The 18,091-nt window shown below is 35.7% G+C and carries 15 protein-coding genes, 1 tRNA gene and 1 pseudogene; 4 read left to right on the top strand and 13 right to left on the bottom strand.

Annotated elements, in window-relative coordinates:
* Positions 1-9 precede the first annotated feature (9 nt).
* Genes ispF through J3U09_RS06910 form a run of 4 tightly spaced genes read right to left on the bottom strand, consistent with a single transcriptional unit; the run spans position 10 to position 1,838 of the window.
* Entirely contained in the window at positions 10-495 is a 486-nt protein-coding gene (gene ispF / locus J3U09_RS06925; protein ID WP_324170056.1) for a 2-C-methyl-D-erythritol 2,4-cyclodiphosphate synthase, read from the bottom strand.
* Between the two features lie 12 nt (positions 496-507).
* Positions 508-1,209, bottom strand: a complete 702-nt coding sequence (ispD, locus tag J3U09_RS06920; RefSeq protein WP_416380050.1) for a 2-C-methyl-D-erythritol 4-phosphate cytidylyltransferase — start codon at positions 1,207-1,209, stop codon at positions 508-510.
* Positions 1,206-1,499, bottom strand: coding sequence for a cell division protein FtsB (ftsB, locus tag J3U09_RS06915; RefSeq protein ID WP_065562145.1), 294 nt, complete (start codon positions 1,497-1,499; stop codon positions 1,206-1,208). Before ftsB ends, ispD begins: the two co-directional genes overlap by 4 nt.
* 21 nt (positions 1,500-1,520) lie before the next feature.
* Complete coding sequence (locus tag J3U09_RS06910) at positions 1,521-1,838, bottom strand: TusE/DsrC/DsvC family sulfur relay protein (protein ID WP_065562146.1); 318 nt, start codon at positions 1,836-1,838, stop codon at positions 1,521-1,523.
* Between the two features lie 193 nt (positions 1,839-2,031).
* Here J3U09_RS06910 and J3U09_RS06905 point away from each other — a divergent pair.
* Both J3U09_RS06905 and J3U09_RS06900 read left to right on the top strand, forming a co-directional pair.
* Positions 2,032-2,119: transfer RNA gene (locus tag J3U09_RS06905), tRNA-Ser, on the top strand.
* A gap of 544 nt (positions 2,120-2,663) precedes the next feature.
* The gene (locus J3U09_RS06900) at positions 2,664-3,020 is read left to right on the top strand and encodes a tetratricopeptide repeat protein (protein WP_267357621.1); all 357 of its coding nucleotides are present in this window, start codon (positions 2,664-2,666) and stop codon (positions 3,018-3,020) included.
* A 94-nt stretch (positions 3,021-3,114) separates the two neighbouring features.
* On the opposite strand, the gene J3U09_RS06895 is transcribed toward J3U09_RS06900, so the two are convergent.
* From J3U09_RS06895 to J3U09_RS06870, 6 genes are all read right to left on the bottom strand, one after another.
* A complete protein-coding gene (locus tag J3U09_RS06895; RefSeq protein ID WP_267357619.1) occupies positions 3,115-3,267 on the bottom strand; it encodes a hypothetical protein in 153 nt (50 codons plus the stop codon).
* Positions 3,268-3,377: 110 nt separating this feature from the next.
* Positions 3,378-4,601, bottom strand: a complete 1,224-nt coding sequence (locus J3U09_RS06890; RefSeq protein WP_267357617.1) for an MFS transporter — start codon at positions 4,599-4,601, stop codon at positions 3,378-3,380.
* Positions 4,602-4,629: 28 nt separating this feature from the next.
* Positions 4,630-5,847 (bottom strand): MFS transporter, encoded by a 1,218-nt coding sequence (locus tag J3U09_RS06885; protein ID WP_267357616.1) that lies wholly within the window; start codon positions 5,845-5,847, stop codon positions 4,630-4,632.
* A 144-nt stretch (positions 5,848-5,991) separates the two neighbouring features.
* A complete protein-coding gene (locus tag J3U09_RS06880) occupies positions 5,992-7,749 on the bottom strand; it encodes an ABC transporter ATP-binding protein (protein ID WP_267357615.1) in 1,758 nt (585 codons plus the stop codon).
* The gene (locus tag J3U09_RS06875) at positions 7,749-9,500 is read right to left on the bottom strand and encodes an ABC transporter ATP-binding protein (RefSeq protein ID WP_267357613.1); all 1,752 of its coding nucleotides are present in this window, start codon (positions 9,498-9,500) and stop codon (positions 7,749-7,751) included. Before J3U09_RS06875 ends, J3U09_RS06880 begins: the two co-directional genes overlap by 1 nt.
* Positions 9,501-9,931: 431 nt before the next feature.
* Complete coding sequence (locus J3U09_RS06870) at positions 9,932-11,932, bottom strand: TonB-dependent receptor (RefSeq protein WP_267357611.1); 2,001 nt, start codon at positions 11,930-11,932, stop codon at positions 9,932-9,934.
* Between the two features lie 548 nt (positions 11,933-12,480).
* Between J3U09_RS06870 and J3U09_RS06865 the strand changes: the two are divergent.
* Positions 12,481-12,684 (top strand): annotated as a pseudogene (locus tag J3U09_RS06865) (transposase); the annotation flags it as partial.
* 303 nt (positions 12,685-12,987) lie between these two features.
* Here J3U09_RS06865 and J3U09_RS06860 read toward each other — a convergent pair.
* The gene (locus J3U09_RS06860) at positions 12,988-13,545 is read right to left on the bottom strand and encodes a TetR/AcrR family transcriptional regulator (protein WP_267357609.1); all 558 of its coding nucleotides are present in this window, start codon (positions 13,543-13,545) and stop codon (positions 12,988-12,990) included.
* A gap of 114 nt (positions 13,546-13,659) precedes the next feature.
* Here J3U09_RS06860 and J3U09_RS06855 point away from each other — a divergent pair, with 114 nt between their 5' ends.
* The gene (locus tag J3U09_RS06855) at positions 13,660-14,199 is read left to right on the top strand and encodes an HPP family protein (RefSeq protein WP_065562153.1); all 540 of its coding nucleotides are present in this window, start codon (positions 13,660-13,662) and stop codon (positions 14,197-14,199) included.
* A gap of 270 nt (positions 14,200-14,469) precedes the next feature.
* Here the strand turns inward: J3U09_RS06855 and J3U09_RS06850 are convergent, their stop codons facing one another.
* Positions 14,470-16,071 carry a bifunctional aspartate transaminase/aspartate 4-decarboxylase gene (locus J3U09_RS06850; protein ID WP_065562154.1) on the bottom strand — a complete coding sequence of 534 codons (1,602 nt, stop codon included), beginning with the start codon at positions 16,069-16,071 and terminating at the stop codon, positions 14,470-14,472.
* 29 nt (positions 16,072-16,100) lie between these two features.
* Positions 16,101-17,801: an aspartate-alanine antiporter gene (gene aspT, locus J3U09_RS06845; RefSeq protein WP_065562155.1), complete on the bottom strand. Its 1,701-nt coding sequence runs from the start codon at positions 17,799-17,801 to the stop codon at positions 16,101-16,103.
* Positions 17,802-18,091: the final 290 nt, after the last annotated feature.

Below are 18,091 nucleotides of genomic sequence, written 5' to 3'. Positions count from 1 at the left end.
GCCTATCGTTTATTTTGTATTTGTTTTTTTTGCTAATAGTACTACTGCCTCACAAGCTATCCCTTCTTTACGGCCTGTAAAACCTAGTTGCTCGGTGGTGGTTGCTTTAACACTAATTTGGTCAAAATGCACATTCAAATCTTCAGCAATATTAACGCGTATTTGATCTACATGAGGTCTCATTTTAGGTTCTTGGGCAATAATAGTTGTATCTAAATTAACTAATTCATAACCTTTAGATTGAACAATTTGGTAAACTTCTTGTAATAACAATCGGCTATTTATATTTTTGTATTTGGGATCATTATCAGGAAATAGTTTACCAATATCGCCCAAAGCTAATGCGCCAATTAAAGCGTCAGTGATAGCATGTAAAACGACATCGCCATCAGAATGAGCAATAAGTCCATATTGATAAGGAATTGTTACTCCACCTAGGATAATTGGTCCTTCCCCACCAAACTTGTGTACATCAAATCCATGACCTATTCGCATAATCTACCTATATTAAATTTGATTAGTTAAATAAAACGTAGCCAAGCTTAAATCTTCTGGGCGAGTGATTTTTATATTATCTCGACGACACTCAATTAATAATGGATGACCACCACAATACTCTATCGCTGATGCTTCATCAGTGATGGCGACATGATTATTTAAAGCCTTACTCAAACATGCTTTAAGTTCACCAGCATTAAACAACTGAGGTGTAGCAGCACCCCATAAATATGTACGATCCACAGAGTGGCTAATGATATTGGCATCATCTGTATAAGCTTGCTTGATCGTATCACTGAGTGGGGTTGCCAATATTCCACCTTTGTTTTCATGTAAAACTCGATTTATTAATTTAGTGATATCTTCATGAGTAACACAAGGCCTTGCGGCATCATGGACTAATGCCCATTGATTTTCAGCAACTAAGTTTAAGCCTGCTAAAACAGAGTCAGCACGAGTTTCACCACCATAAGTCACTTTAACTTTTGATGCGACATCAAGTGTTTTAAAAAGCTTATCTTCTTGGTTTATCACCACTACTACTTGACTGATTTTAGGGTGGGTTAATAATTTTTGTAGGGTGTGTTCTAAAATGGTCATTTGACCAATTTTTAAATATTGTTTAGGTAATTGACTATCCATGCGACAACCAATTCCTGCGGCAGGAACGATTGCGATAATATCACTATTATTTGCCACGTAATACCTTATTGTTGTGAGTTGGAATCAATAATTATTCGATAAAAATACTCATTAGGTTTAACCATACCCAAATGACTTCGAGCTCGTTCTTCTATTGCTTCATAACCTTTTTGTAAATCTTCAACTTCAGCAAACATCTGTTCGTTGCGAGCTTTTAACTTATCATTCTCTTGATGTAGGTTTTCAAGCATTTGCACATTTTCTTGGTAATCATAAAAATTATTTTTACCATACCATAATGAGTACTGCAAATACCCTAATACAAGAAGTAATATAAATGGGAGTTTCCATCTAATCATGAGTATAATTGTTCTCTTAACTTAAATACATTTCACAGGTTTAGGTAAGCCTGCAAGTTTAGTTGCTTGTTTAGCTGGTCCGTCAGGAAATAATTTATATAAATAGCGACTATTACCTTTTTCTGGACCAAATTTTTTCTCCATTGCTTTAACTAACGCACGGATTGCTGGTGATGTTTTATATTCTAAATAAAAATCACGAACGAATAAAATGACTTCCCAGTGAGCATCAGTTAATTCAATAGACTCTTTAATAGCTAATTCAGGCACCAAATCAACAGACCAATCCTGCCAATTCTTTAAATAGCCTTTTTCATCGGTTTCTATTTGATTTAACATTTTTCAAAACATAGTTTGATATTTGCGGTGTATTATACTCAAATAATAAGATTCCAGCACTAATTTTGGTAAGTAAACCATATCAATTTACCTAAATTGACCCGAATTTGGCGAAAATTAGAGCAGTTGATGAAAAATATTAAATTAGCTATTTACAAATAAGTCCGTCTCCTTTAATATTCACAGCCATTGCGGAAGTGTGGCTGAGCGGTTGAAAGCACCGGTCTTGAAAACCGGCGAGGGGCGACCCTCCCAGAGTTCGAATCTCTGCGCTTCCGCCATCTTTTCTAGAGATTAATCAAATAGTTACAATTCAAAACTCAATAAATAATTATCTTCCAAAATATATCACTTAGAATATACTTGTCACATATCTATTTTCCCTAAAATACCTGTTTTATGTACAGTGAAAATCATCATCAATTTTTTGCTGGGGTAAAACTCATACCATTTTTAGCAAATTTCTGCGATCCGCTTTCCAACTTTTCACTTCAATTCACACTCCAGAAAAATATTAGTTATGATGAATAAAACTAACTAATCTTTCATAACATGATCACAATAAACTATACAAAAACAATTTACATACTAACCGGCCCAGACACCGATTCAATTTACGATTACGAAAATGATTCGTATTTGATTTTTCCTCTCTCTCGATATACACAATGACTGGTAGTGCTTTTATCGGAATAACGGATTAAACAAAATCGGAATTTTTGAATCGTATCAAGATGAGGTAGAGTATGTTAAGTTGAAGATTGAAGATGAATCTTTTAACTGGATATGATTTAATAATCATCTTATTAATTATTGAGATCAACCATGAAAAAAATAATAGCGATATTTTTTATCTTATTTTCGTTTAGTGTTTATTCTTATGATATTGATGAGTTAATTAAGAAAGCAAACAACGGAGACGCAGAAGCTCAAAATAAGTTAGGTAAGATATATTCTGATGGCAACAGTACAATTACAGATTATGAGAAGGCTATAAATTATTATAAATTATCCGCAGAGCAAGGTAATTTATATGCTCAACACAACTTAGGCGTAATGTATTATTTTGGCCAAGGAGTACCTAAAAATTTATCTATTGCAAAAGAATGGTTTAAAAAATCTTGTGACCAAAAATTTGTAATTGCATGTGGTTATTATAAAAAATTAAATAAGTTTAATTAATAACTTGACCTGCACCGTCGGTTAAAACTCCCGAAATTTTTGCCATAATTTTAATTTCTCCAGATAATAAAAAACCGCTACTAAAGCGGTTTTTTTATTTTTTTAATGTCATAAGCGTAATGATGTCGGGAATGCCCGTTTTATGATGTTTATCGCTCTCGTGCATACTAACACTAAATGTTGCGTGCGCTGGAATGACAACATAATATGTGTTGCTAGCAATATGATTATAATTTATTGTTTCCATTGTTTTTACCAAAACAAATCTACCATTAGTATTATCGAATGTAACAACCAGCATGGTTGTTGATATATTGTCATCAGGTTACTTTACGCTCCATAGCCAAAGAGTTAATGTTAATCGGACTGATTTTGGACGACTCTGGTTGCCAGAAATGCGGCAAAAAAAGCGATCGCAATAGAACCAGTGGTTATGACAAAATATCCCCACGTTTGAGCAAGATAAAAGCTTAAGGATACAACGATAAAACCAAAGACAAAGCCAATTGCCGTCTGAGCATTGTAGGCGGTAGCGGGTGCTACGCTATTGGCAACGTTATCCATAGTAATGGTAGATAGAGATATAAAAACAAACGGCAAACTAACGAAATATAGGAAAAATGAAGAATAGACTAGCAAGGCACTATTATAGCCAAGCGAGATAGGAATAAATGATAATAAACAGCAAGCATGGAATATAATAGAAAACGATAAGCTTTGTTTCCGGGTCAATCTTTTGAGCAGCCGAGCACCAAGAAAAATAGCTACCAGACTAATCACCGAACCAAATAATTTCAGCAAAATGGCAATATTAGGTAACGACCAGCCGCTATCAAGTAGTGCTGGAGACATCAAATTATAAGAGGGTAAAATGCCAAATGGGATAATAATCAGCAAAGCACACCAAAGTTTTTTTCCTTTCCAGATTGAAACCATATTCTTCCAATAATTTTTGTCAGTAGTCTCAGAAATACCACTGTTATTGCTAAACTTATACTCATAAAAAAACCATAATTGCCCCCATGTAAATGCTAAAATCGCAGAGAGCAAAAGCATACAGCCCTTCCAGTTTATGTAAGGATATAGCAACAAAACAGCGCCACCGCCGACAATATTGCCGAACATGGAACCGCCACTTTTTACACTAGAAATAAGATATCGCTCATGCTCTTCAAAAATGTTGCAGATTAACCCTGACAATGCCAAATCTTGCGTGGCGGTCATAAATGAAAAAAATAAAATAACCAATAAAACGAGTGAAAAATCATTAACAGGATCAATAAAAGCAATCGCAAATAAACACAATATCATCAAGAACTGTGCAATCAACAGCCAGTTCCGATAATGACCTGACGATGTTTTTAAATATTTATCAATAAACGGCGCCCATAACACCTTAAAGGCAATTGGCAAAGACATGAGTGGAATAAGGCTTAATTTATCTAGCGCAGTACCGTTATTGCGTAAAATTAAAATCAAGGCAATAGACAAAAAGCTTATGCCAATATACTGCGTAGAATATAAACTAAAAAATAAAAACCAAATCTGTTTGGGAAGATTTTTGATATTTTTATGGATCATTTTAATACAAACCTTATCGTGACAACAGTTAATTATGTTTAGAGTTTGCTATTTTTAATCCCCTAGACAGCGGGATTAAGCATATCAATACCAAGATAGCTGAAAAAATAAAGGGGTATCCATCGCTATTAGGTAAGGACAGACTCACCGTGAAGTAATACATACTGGTCGCACAAACTGGTCCTAATACAGCCCAGAAATTGGTAATAGACGATAATGCCCCCATTAACTGCCCTTGCTCAGAATCAGCAACCTGCGATGAAAAGATACTTACAATGGAGGAGTTACTGATGCTTGAAAAACTATAAATCATCATCGACAGGTATATCGCTAAAGTACTGTTGGAAAGAGCAATACATGTCAACCCCAGCGCAAATAAAATGAAACCTAACAGAGGAACTTGACGATCGCTTAGCACATAGCGGACCAACTTGAGCAAAACTGTTTGGGCAAATAAGGCTCCGAGCCCAAGGATGACAAAAGAGGTTGCGATTTGACTATCATTCCATGTAAAACGATATTTTGTAAAAAATGGCCACAGGGTAATAGAGAACTGCGTCGCAAACATAAATAGAATTTGCACAATAAACAGGTGATATAAACCTTTATACTTAAGAAAATAGGCTACCGAAGAGAACGGATTGTCAAGTTTGAATGCCCTTCTCTTCTCTTTAGGTAACGTCTCTTTAAAAAAGAAAATAACGCACAGCAACCCTAGCAAGCTAAAGATGGCGGCAACATAAAAAGGAACTCTTATTCCTGACTGAACAGCAGCTGCTGAGATAGCCGGTCCAATAACTAAGCCCAAACTCATCACACCAAAAATAAACCCATAATTCTGCATTTTACTTTTTTCATCGCTCATATCCGCAACGCTTGCCAGAGAAACAATGACTGAAGAGCCAGCAATGCCTGCGATAATTCGGGCTAAAAACAAAAGGTATAGATTTTGGCTAATGGCATATAAAAAATAATCAAGGGTAAATGCCGCAAAGCAAACAATTAAAACTGGTTTGCGACCAAATTTATCGGAAATAGCCCCCATCACTGGCGCAAAGATAAACTGCATAATACCAAAGGTCGCTAACAGCCACCCACCGATAAGTGCATTATCAACGACACTCTCGTGAGTTACCGATTCCAACAAAGAGGGAATAATCGGGTAGATAAGAAATAAACCGATTTGGTCTAAAAAAACGGTTATCAACAAACAAATAAACGATAAAGACAATGTCTTCTTTTGCATATCAACCTCACAATAAGGAATTTGCTAAAAACTTACTACCCAATTTCAAAGACGCAAAGCAAACGACTAAGAATGTTGCAATACATTAAGCTGCCTACCCTTTGTAACTCGCAGTGGGCAACAACATTAATGCGGCTGATGGGTTTAATTTTGCTGGAGATGCCAAAACTCTTTATAAATTCCATCTCGCTGCAATAACTGCTGATGAGTACCACTTTCCTCAATTTCGCCTTTATCAATAACCACAATTTGCTCAGCGCCGATGATAGTTGAAAGTCGATGGGCGATGACTAATACCGTTTTCCCTTGCACGAGCTTATTAATCACCTTTTGCACTGCCAGTTCATTCTGAGTATCGAGTGCGGCAGTTGGCTCATCGAGGATAAGAATAGGCGCGTTTTTCAAAATGGCTCTGGCAATAGAGATACGCTGCCTTTGCCCACCAGAGAGACTTTTGCCAATGTCATTCAGTTGTGTTTGATAACCATCGCGTAAATTCTGGATAAATTCGTGGCAATTCGCCTGTTTACAAACTTCGATGACTTCCTCGTCGCTAGCAGATAATTTTGCCATTCTGATGTTATTAATAATGGTGTCCTGAAACAAATAAACATCCTGAAATACGACAGAGACTAGACTCATTAACTGCCTCTGAGACATTTCTCGAATATCGATACCACCGATTTTAATACTGCCTGATATTACATCAGCAAACCGAAGAATAAGCTTGGTTAACGTAGTCTTACCGCAGCCGCTGACACCGACCAAAGCGGTTAATGCTTTTTCTGGGATTTGAAGGGATATATCCTTAAGCACGTACTTGTCCTGCCCCTGGTACGAAAAGTTAACTCGTTCAAATTCAATATCATAGTGCTCAGGCATAATCTCTGCCTTTTTTTCAGGTAATGACGGTGCATTCAACAGCTCCTGCAATTTTTCATACCCGATAACCAATGATTCAAGCATCGATGACAATTGTACAAAAGAGTTTAATACATCCGTGGAACGAGCAACAATTAATAACACGCTGGCTAACAAGAGGTAGGAAATGGTCGCAGCATTCACTAAATACGCACCTAACGAGATGATAAGGATCAAACCAACTTGAATCACGATGGTAATTATTAAGTTAGGTTTTTCACCTTTTTTTGTGCCAATGTGCAGTATATTCGCCACATCTGTTGCCACCTTAATAAAATCTGTCATCTTCTCTTCGGTTTGACCTGTCGATTTCAATACATCAAACCCTTGTACAAACTCGACAGCTTCACCTTTTAATTTTGCATTGGCTTCTGCCAGAATGCTAAAACCTCTGCGATAGGCCCTTCTACGCCACAGGTAGAGTGGAATTGCCATTGGAAAGACAAAGAGCATCATCAAAGAAAGTTGCCAACTGTAAAATAACAAGGCGATTGCAGCTGACAGTGGTATAACCACGCCGGTAATGATGATATTGAGTAGCATAAACGTAAATACTGCCGCTTCATTTACGCTTTGCATCATAAGGTAATTTATTTCGCCTGATCTAAACTGACTTAAATAATCTAAGGAAATATGCCGTAGCTTGTTGCCTAATTTTTCCCTTAGCTCGGTAACTGCCAAAGTCGAATAACCATCCGCATCATAGCGTTCACAAAGCACCTTAAAAATAAAGCTACCAACCAGCAGAACAACAACTATAATTAAATGAGTGGCTGTTGCAGTAACACTTTTGGCTTCTAGCGCAGCAAATAAAGGATAGAGAAAAACCAGCGAAACGCCAAATAGACAAGAGGAAATCACAGTATAAATCAGACTACGGATCAATATTTTCTTTTGCTTACCTGCCGCATTAATTAAACCTATATACGTTGTCAGCAATGATTTTGTTGTGCGTGTATATGTATTAATATACTCTTTCATCACTTTTCTCCATGAGCCAAATTATTGACTGGAATCGACCAACTTTTTGCTTTGTCATACTCTTGCCATAACAATTTATAGTCACTTGAATTTTCGATTAAATCATTATGTGTCCCTTGAGTTTTAATCATCCCTTTATCCAATAATATTATTTGGTCGGCATTGACAATCGTAGATAAGCGGTGAGTTACCATGATGACAGTTTTATTTTTATCAATTAAACGATTAAAGGCTTTTAACAACAAAGCTTCATTTCGAGCATCAGAAAAAGCCGTCGGTTCATCTAAAATAACGATTGGTCGATTTTGTAGAAAAACCCGGGCAATGGTAATCCTCTGTTTCTGACCACCTGATAATAGCTGCCCTCTTTCTCCTACTAGCGTGTTATACTGTTCAGGCAGTGTCAGAATAAAGTCGTGTATTTCAGCTTTTTTTGCGGCTTCAATGATGTCCTCATCCGAGATAGCGTTTAACCCATAGCGTATGTTATCTGCGATTGAACATGAGAATAAAAAGTTATCCTGAAAAACAAATGAAATTCTCGACATAAGTTCAGCGTATTCAATATCTTTTATATTCGCTCCACCTAAAGTTATCGTTCCAGAGGTTGTATCAAGAAAGCGTGGAATGAGATTTGTCAGCGTTGTCTTGCCAGAACCTGATGTACCAATAAGAGCAGTAAATGAATTCTCAGGAATTTTGATATTGATATTGGATAAAACAGTGCCAGAATTCTGGTAAGAAAAACTAACGTTTTTGAAAATGATCTCATTACTGTCAGGTAATAGCGGGTTGGAGGGAGCCTTTAAAATTGGCAGGTTTTCAACTTCAAATATCCTTTCTATTGCTACCTTAGACTTTTGCAATATCTGGAACAGGCTCATCACTGGATGAACACTTTCTGCAATACCGATCGCCAGTAATAAAAAACAGAATGTCGTGATAAAAGAGATTTGGTCATTTAGCTGGGCTACGCTCAACCCAACGACTAATATGATACTCATCGGCATAGCAGAAAAAAGGCTGCGGGCAATTTTTGAAGACAATCGCATAGATTGCAACCAATGAAAGACCACCTGACAATAGTTTTCCAGCGCTTTTTGATATTGACCGAATGCCCCCTCCCCAGCATCAAATGTTCTTACCGCACTCATTCCTTGAATATATTCAATGATTTTACTGTTGATTTGAATAGTTGCATTGTTATAGCTTTCCTTTAAAAGCTTGCCTTTTTTCATGATAAAACTCAGCAGTAGAAAAGTAACTAAAGTGAAGGCAAACACAATACTTGCAAAGACCCAATTAAAGATAAATAAAACGAGTAAGGTAAAAATTGGAGTAATGAATGCCTCAGCTTTTAAGGGCGGGGCATCAGCCACAAAAGCATGTAATTCTTTAATATCATCAATTAATGTTTTAACAAGATTCCCGCTGCCCATGTTTCTAACTGTTTCAATTGGCAATTGATTGATCTTTTTGATAAGCCTAGTTCGTAATATTTTTTCTAGTTCAAATGCCGCATAGTGAGACTTATCGTGAGCATAAGTTCTCAGCATATAAAAAAGAATGCTTAGAACAAGCAGAGAGACAATCGGCAGTCCCGGGAAAACACGAGCATCCAACATCAATTGGTGTAGAACCCAAATCAACATTAGCCAGATACTCAGTTTAAGCACCTGAGCAATTGATGCCCAAAATATAGAATAAGATACTTTATTCTTTACTGGCAGAAATATATCCGTGTGATTCATAATTAAAGTGTCTCCTTAGCCTATATCCATCATGCAATAAAAAGGTCCAATCGCTATTACAGTTGACCATCTATCAATAACCTACATGTATCAACTATCTTTTCCAGCAAAGCCTGACGCGCACTTTTATCATTTTAGTAAAAATGTCCGCCTGGAAATATATGACTACCCAGCCATTGCATAGTATAGATCGACCATTTCTCTACTGCGGCCTGTGACACAATCTTTACGTCATTGTGGCCAAACATAACCATTAATTGCTAAATAATTTTCGCTCAGATATCTTTCCTTTTGCTTTCCTGCGGTAAGATTAATAACCTCTTGTGTAGTATAGTGCCAAGAGTATCCGGCATAGGGAATCGAGTATTATTTGAGTGGCTCATATACTTTAACCTTAAATCACATTGATAATAATACAGTAACTATCATTTTTAGAATCTCAGCTCTGTAGAAAGCCCAACCAAACGAGGCTGTTGATAAGTTGTATATCCACCGTCGATAATTTTAGTTTTTTCATTAGAGTTGAATGCATTTTCGGTATAGAGCGTTATACCGCCATGTTTGAAGTTATAGGTTATATGCGCGTTTGCCTGTGAGTATCCGTTGGTTTTCGAATTTTTACTATTGGATACCGATGAGTAATAAGAGTCGGTGTAATTTACATTTGCGCCGATTTCAAAGCCCGCTGGCAATGTATAATTCCCCCCTATATTGAATGTATAACCGGGAGAACGACTGAGTTTATTATTTTCATAACTCGGATTCCCCGTATATTCTTTAATTTTAGTTTTCAGCAACCCAACGCCTGCAAAAAGATTTAAATCATCCGTTGCTTGCCAATTAAGATTAAACTCTACACCATAAGTCACTGCTTTATCGGCATTATCAATTACCGGACTACCAAAAATATTATAATAAGGAAGCTGTAAATTTTTATAGTCATTATAAAAGAGATTGGTTCTCAGTTTCAGGCGATTATTTGGTGAAATCCAACGATGATACAACTCATAACTCCACACATATTCAGTATCATATTCATACGTTGCAAAGGGTGGAATAAATGAGATTCCAGCACCTCCTGGGTTATAACCGCGCGCTACCTTAACACCAATGCGATGAGCGTCGCTAAAGAGATAGGCTACGTCAAGTTTAGGCAGGAATTCCTTTTCTTTACTTTTGTAGTTCACAACAAAGAGATTACCGCCATTGCGTTTATGATCCTCCTGCTCATATCGAGCAGACATATTTACTTCAATATATTCTAAGGGGTTAAATGTCACTTCGCCATATATCGCCTTAGTTTCAGTTTTATCGTGATAATTGTTTTTATTAATTAAAAACACCGATTCATCTTGCGGTGAGGTGTAGTAAAACAAACCAAATAAACCGCGATAGTCGCCAGTATTAAATCTCAATATTGGTTCAACCTGAACTTCATGGCCTTCTACACGAGCGGGTCCACCGGATCGAAGCGCATAGCGATCCTGAATATAGTTTGAATAAATAACTTTATTTTCAAATTCTAAAACATCATTTATTTGATAACCAATATCCCAAATATTGCTCGCTGAACGTACTTGGAATACTGAACGGTAAGTTTCAGACTTATTACGTGGCTTAAACTCGCCCTGAGGGGCCTGCGAGTCAATATGAGAAAACGTATAGCGACTATAGAAATCAGGGAGTGTTGATGGTAACCAATAAAGCTTGCCTCTCACTGTAGTCGCTTCAAATTTACGCGAGTTACCGGCCGGAGAATAATTAGCAAGATGTTCATATGACTGTCTCTCTTGTCGATCCATGCTCAGCCGAAATAATAATTCATCTTTGAGCACTGGCCCCGAAAGCATCGCTGCGTACTGGCGACGATTTTGATTACCGTAATCAAACTTTACTGCACTTTCGTATTCATTGACTGGGTCGTTACTTTGCATAACCACAGATCCGGCAATAGAATTACGGCCCTGCGCATAGCTTTGCGGACCGCGATACACTTCGATCTGCTTGATATCCCATAGTGATTTAATACCAAACGCCACTTCGTTATAGTTTGAGGTACGGCCATCGATTGAAATGTTAAAGCGAGGACGCGCGCCGGTAAAGAACGCCGTAGAACCGTGCGCGTTCGATCCCTCAATACCACGGATTGTCGGTAATTCATTTCCCAACCCTGTATCTATGATATTGGGTGTTTCCTTTAATACCTGAGTTAAAGAGTGGAGATCTGGACGGCGCTCCAGCTCTTTATTGGTAATAATGTTAACACTTGAGCCGGTTTCAACCTCGCTGCGGTCAACTCTTTCGCCGGAGACAATAATCGTATCGTCAGGTTGTTCTGTTTTATTACTGACCTCATTTGCCATACTAACCGCGCTGTAGCCACTAATCATGCACAAGCTAAATAAACTTAATTTAGACTTTAAACTTTTCATGTACAAATCCTATTATTATTATGTTATTCACATATTGCGGCATATTAATGACCAGCTAGTATTAAATCCAAAATTCCGATTTGTGGTTTGTTAGTGTGTTCGTTTTATTGAATAAAACAGGATAACCGTAGACTCCAATCAGTCGAAAATAAGTGTGAAACTCTCGCTGAAATATTTTAGTCAATTCTGAATTATTACCAACTTCCCAAAAACATCATCCTCAGAGGTTTGATTTGTCGTTTTTATGCAATAACATTCTGTTAAACAGCCATTTTTACTTTTTAAACAAAATTTTATTTACCCATACATAGATAAAATTGACTATCGATGATATTGATAATCATTATCAGTTAAGATCTTATATCATATTGCAAACTTATTGTCAAAACTATCAATTGTTTACTTTTTAATCACGTTAAATTTATTTAATACATTGATATTAAATAAATTAATTCAAAAAACATTTATGTTGGCCGATTTTCTAAAAGATATGCATTCCCTTTATTACCCAAGGTTAAGATTGTTTTTTGCGCAAAATTGAATTATTAATGGGAATACTAAATATTTTGATCACTTATTTGCATATTTCCGTCCATAAATCTGTTGATGCAGGACGTACTGTCAAAAACGTTTGTCGTGAGGCAGGTATATTAGAGGCCTGTTATTACAACTGGAAAGCCAAGTACGGCTGGATGGAAACCTTTGATATCAAAAGGCTTAAAGAATTTGAAGATGAAAATCGCCGCCTGAAGCCATGCAAAACCATCATCAGACACCTGAATATGTGTCATATTCATATTTGGAAATACCTTGCATGTTTTTGATAAGTTAGCGCTTCCACCATGGATTATAAATATTAATCAATTAGTTACAATTCAAAAATTAATAAATTATTCTTCTTAAACTATATTACTTAAAATTAGCTTAGAACATACAGTTAGAATAAATTGTAACTTTTAAACTTATTACCTCACCCAACATATTAGATTATTATAGATAAAAACGAATAACCTTAAAGTGATTATAATAAACTCTACCAATACCTACTTGTATACTTAGTGCCTATTCAACAAGTCTGACACTAAATTAATGGTATCTTGTTCAATCTGATCATTAAGATCCCTATCATTTTTATACACTACACTAATATTAATTAATCCTTCAAGAATCACCATCAGTTTATTTGTCAAAGACTCTTTATCTGAATAATCTTCAAGTTTTGAATAAATTAGATGTCTAACAAATTCTTTATGCTCCATAAGTATATCTGATACGCAAGGCAAGGTTTCACGCATTTCCTCAACTGCTCGCATGAATAAACAGCCATTATAATCCAATTCAGAAAACCAATTTTTATGCCATTTAAATATTTCCAAAATAGCATTTTTTCCATTGAGTCCTTTAATAGAATCCTCAAGCTTTGAACGAAATATTGAGTCTCTATGTTTCAACACTTCTACGATAAGTTTATCTTTGCTTCCAAAGTGATTGTATAAAGTTGTTTTAGAACATCCTGATATATCCCTAATATCATCTACTCCTACACTAGAAAAACCAGTTCGATAAAACAGTTTTTCTGCTGTCTTAATAATTAATTCATCTGTTTTTTTCAAAATAAATCACCTAAATAAATTGCAAAGTGAACAGATCTGTACTAATATCAATTTTATGTACAGATCTGTTCATATTTTCTATTCATATATTATAACTTATAAGGAAAACAATTAATGAAATTCTTTCTTTGGGGTAGTGAAAAACTACCTAATAGACCTAAATTACTTGATTTATTTCAAGGACTGTTAGGCGGAACTTTGGCAATTTTAACTCTGGAATATCTGACTATCTATTCTGGTAGCTATTTTATTATGGCTCCGTTTGGAGCTTCATGTGTTATCTTATTTGCTGTTTCTCAGTCTCCTCTTGCACAACCAAGGAATGTAATTTTTGGGCATCTTATATCAGCATTTATTGGTCTTATATTTTTGAAATTATTTGGTGATTCAATTTTTATTACTGCTTTAGCGGTGGGTTGTGCTATTGCAGCAATGCAATTCTTAAGATGTGTACATCCACCTGCAGGTGCTAATCCGTTGGTTATATTATTAACAGCAAGTCAGGTTAATTACGATTTCAGCTTTTTATTGTTTCCCGTGCTTTCTGGCTCCATCTCTCTGGTAATAATAGCCTATGCTGTTAACAATCTACTATCTAAAAACCAGTGGCCAATTTATTGGTTAGCATTTTTTAATGATAAAAAGGAGAAGTGATTAAATTAGATGCAAAGTAATAATTTTATGAGAACATTCAAAATGTGTTGCTATATGAAATAGTGTTGAACATTGCGTCATGATTTACAGTCACATCCATAAAAAAAGCCACTAAACAACGATATAAAAAATCAATATTATTGAATTAACTTGTTTCTTATTAGAATTGAATAACTAATATTTGTAATGAAATTTGAGAGATATAAGAGAAAAAACCCTAGATAAACTAGGGTTTGATAGTAGAGTTGATAAGTTAATCAGTATGATTATCTATTTTTTATTAGCTTTACCTTGATACTCTGCATAATACTCTTGTGCAAGTTTACGCATAGATAAACCAATTGCCGCATATTGATATTCATTTAAGTTAGCTAATGAAGCCCGAGCAGATGGATGTTGCACTGCAAACCCTTTACCTGGTAATAAAACTACACCAGCTTCATCAGCAATTCTAAATAACATTTCAGACGGATTTTTATTTTTTAAGATCCATTTAGCAAACTTATCATCATAAAGTTCACGACAAATATGTTCTAGATCAATTAAGGTATAATAATCGACACTATTTTCATCAGTATGATGCTCAAGTCCTAAATGTTGATACAATGATGCTGCTCGACGACGAATTAATGATTTTAATGCGGCTTTATAACTTTGATCGGTATCCATCATTTCACATAATGCAAATAACACCATTTGAACTTGTTGTGGTGTAGAAAGACCAGCAGTGTGATTTAACGCAACTGCACGGCTATCTGCTACTAAACGATCGATGAATTTAAGATTTTCAGGATCGGTCACAATTGAGCTGTAACGTTTATCTAAAATCTGTCTAGCCTTGCTTGGTAATGCTTTAATTTTGTTATCTAAAATATTATCGTGTGCAATTGCAATCACACCTAAACGCCAACCTGTTGCACCAAAATACTTAGAGAATGAATAAACTAAAATCGTATTTTTAGGACAAATAGCAAATAAGGATTGGAAATCATCAGCAAATGTACCGTAAACATCATCAGTTAAAATAATTAAATCTGGACGTTTTTTCACAATATCAGCAATGATTTTCAAACTTTTATCATCAATTTTTACTGATGGTGGATTAGATGGGTTAACTAAATAAAATGCTTTGATGGAAGGATCTTCTAATTTGCGCAATTCAGCTTCTGGATATTGCCAATTTTTATCAGGATCAGAATTAACTAACACTTCAACCAATTGATAATCATTAAGCTCTGGAATTTCCAAATACGGCGTAAAAATAGGTGCACCAATTGCAATTTTATCACCTTTTTGGATTAAGTTATTTTCTTTCATTGAATTGAAAATATAAGCCATTGCAGCAGTACCACCTTCAACAGCAAATAGATCAAGATCATCTCGTCTTAAATATTGCGCACCCATTTGAGAAAGAACATAGGCTTTAACCACCTCTTCACTAAAATGCAGCATTCTATCAGGTACTGGATAGTTACAGCCCAAAATACCTTCCACCATCTCTTGTAAGAAGGCATTTTCATCTAGACCAAGTTGATCGCGAATATATGAAAACGCTTTACCTAAAAATGACACGCCAGGAGTTTGATAATTTTGACGGACAAAATGTTCAAAACGACCTGTTAAACCAGCCTTAATTGGCATTCCTCCTATGCCTTCATTCATATATGAAAAAGACATTTCAGACTCTTGCAAAGCAAAAACACCAAGTTGGAAAAAAGCTTGTCGTGGCCATGTTGCCAAGAAATTAGGATTACCACGCCCCGCATTTAACATTACACGGTCAGTATGGCTTTGTGCTAGTTTAATTAAATTATCTTTCAATTCAAAAGGACTTAAATTCGCATATTTTGCATATTCATTATTACTTTTCATAACCATGTATCCTTAATTTGAGATGTCAATTAAACAAAAGCAACAACTAATGGCCCTAATAAAGTTAGGAAAACATTAGCTAAAGCATAGGTAATAGCAAAAGAGTTAGTAGGTGTTGAGTTACCCGCTTTATTTAGTACTTCACCAAAAGCTGGATTTGCACTACGAGAACCCGCCAATGCACCAGCGAATACTGCAGAATTTTTATAACCCAGCACATACTTACCAAAGTAAATGCCAAGCAACATAGGCAATAAAGTAACTACAACGCCAATTAGAAATAAAGAAATACCTTGATCTTTAATGGTATCAATAGCTTGCAATCCAGAGCTTAAACCAACTACGGCTACGAAGCCAGCTAGACCAAAATCTTTAAGTAATTGCACCGCACCCGTTGGGATGTTTCCAACAGTTTGATGTAAAGATCGATACCATCCAAATAATAAGCCTGATAACAAAGCACCACCACCAGCACCTAAGGTAATTGGAATACCACTAACACGAATTACAATAAGACCAATAATAAGGCCAACGACAAGACCTAAACCATGGAATATCCAGTCAGTTTTTTCGCTCTTTGTTATCGGAGCACCAATTTTATCAACTACTCGCCTTAAGTCACCATCAGTACCATAAACCGTAATAATGTCACCTAATTTGAACACCATATCATTATTTAATGGCAATGGTTGCCCATCGCGATGGACAGCAATTAAATAAATACCATGTTTTAGTTTCATTACTTCATCAGATGAAAGTACTTGCGTTAAGTTTTGACCAACATAACGTGTATTACGCATTTCGACATCTTGAGTATTCATAACCACATCCATACCCTGTGCCGAATTCACCTCTTCACCTAATAAATCAGTGGCTTTAATCATGGCATCACGATGGCCGACAACTAAAATAATATCTTTGGCCTTTAATAAAGTTTCTGGTCCAGCTTCAATAATACGATTACCACGTTTGATTCGTTCAATGCTTATACCGTTAATCACCTTTTCTAAACTTTCAACGGTCTGATTAACTTTATTGGTAATACGATATAAACGACCCGTTACATCAGATAAGGCAAAGTTCTGACCACTACCTAATAAAAGTGAACCATGTAATTGTTCTGCTTCTGCCTGAATTGCATCATCGTTAATTTCACGACCCATAATTTTAGGTAAAATATTAACACAGACAATTATGGCTCCGAGTGAACCAAAAATATAAGTTACGGCATATCCAATAGTCACATTACCTTGTAATCGGCTTAACTCTTCAGGGCTTAAACCTAACTGAGTAAGCGCATCTGATGCTGTCCCCATTATTGCTGATTGGGTTAATCCTCCTGCAGCTAAACCAGCAGCAAGACCTTTATCTAAATGGAATAATTTGGCTAAAACGAGCACCGTAACAAAGCCAGCAACGGCAATAAATAGTGCTAAAAAGATTTCACGAAGGGTTTTAACCCCCAATGAACGAAAGAATTGAGGTCCACTTTCGAACCCTACTGCATAAATAAATAAAGCAAAAAGTACAGCTTTGACACCAGCATCAACCGTAACACCAAACACGCTTAATGCGACAGCAACTAGTAGGGAACCAGCCACTCCACCTAATTGAAATTTACCAATTCGAATACCACCAATCAAATACCCTAAGCTCAGTGAGAGAAATAAAAGTATTTCTGGTGAATGTTTAAGTCCATCTAAAATCCAATTTGAAAGCCATTGAAACATAATAATTGTCCTCAAGTGCTAAAATTTATGAAATAGAAAAAGATAGAAAAGAAAAGATTGGAACTTGAACTTTAATATTCATCACATTTTATGAATACTGTTATATATTAAACTTCAATGCAAAGAATAGATAGTTAATTTTAACGATTAATACTATTGTTAGGAGATAACAGATTATTAAAAAAGTAACATATTGTCATATTACAATATCTATAAATTGTTCTTAAAAAGAAGCCCAAACAATTTTTGGGCTTAAAGGTGGTTTAATTAAAAAATAAATTTCATTAAAT

It is taken from the genome of Gilliamella sp. B2889 (assembly GCF_026536885.1).
GTDB lineage: Bacteria > Pseudomonadota > Gammaproteobacteria > Enterobacterales > Orbaceae > Gilliamella > Gilliamella apicola_E.
The sequence above is the reverse complement of the archived record's forward strand: the minus strand, read 5'-3'. Positions and strand labels throughout refer to the sequence as shown.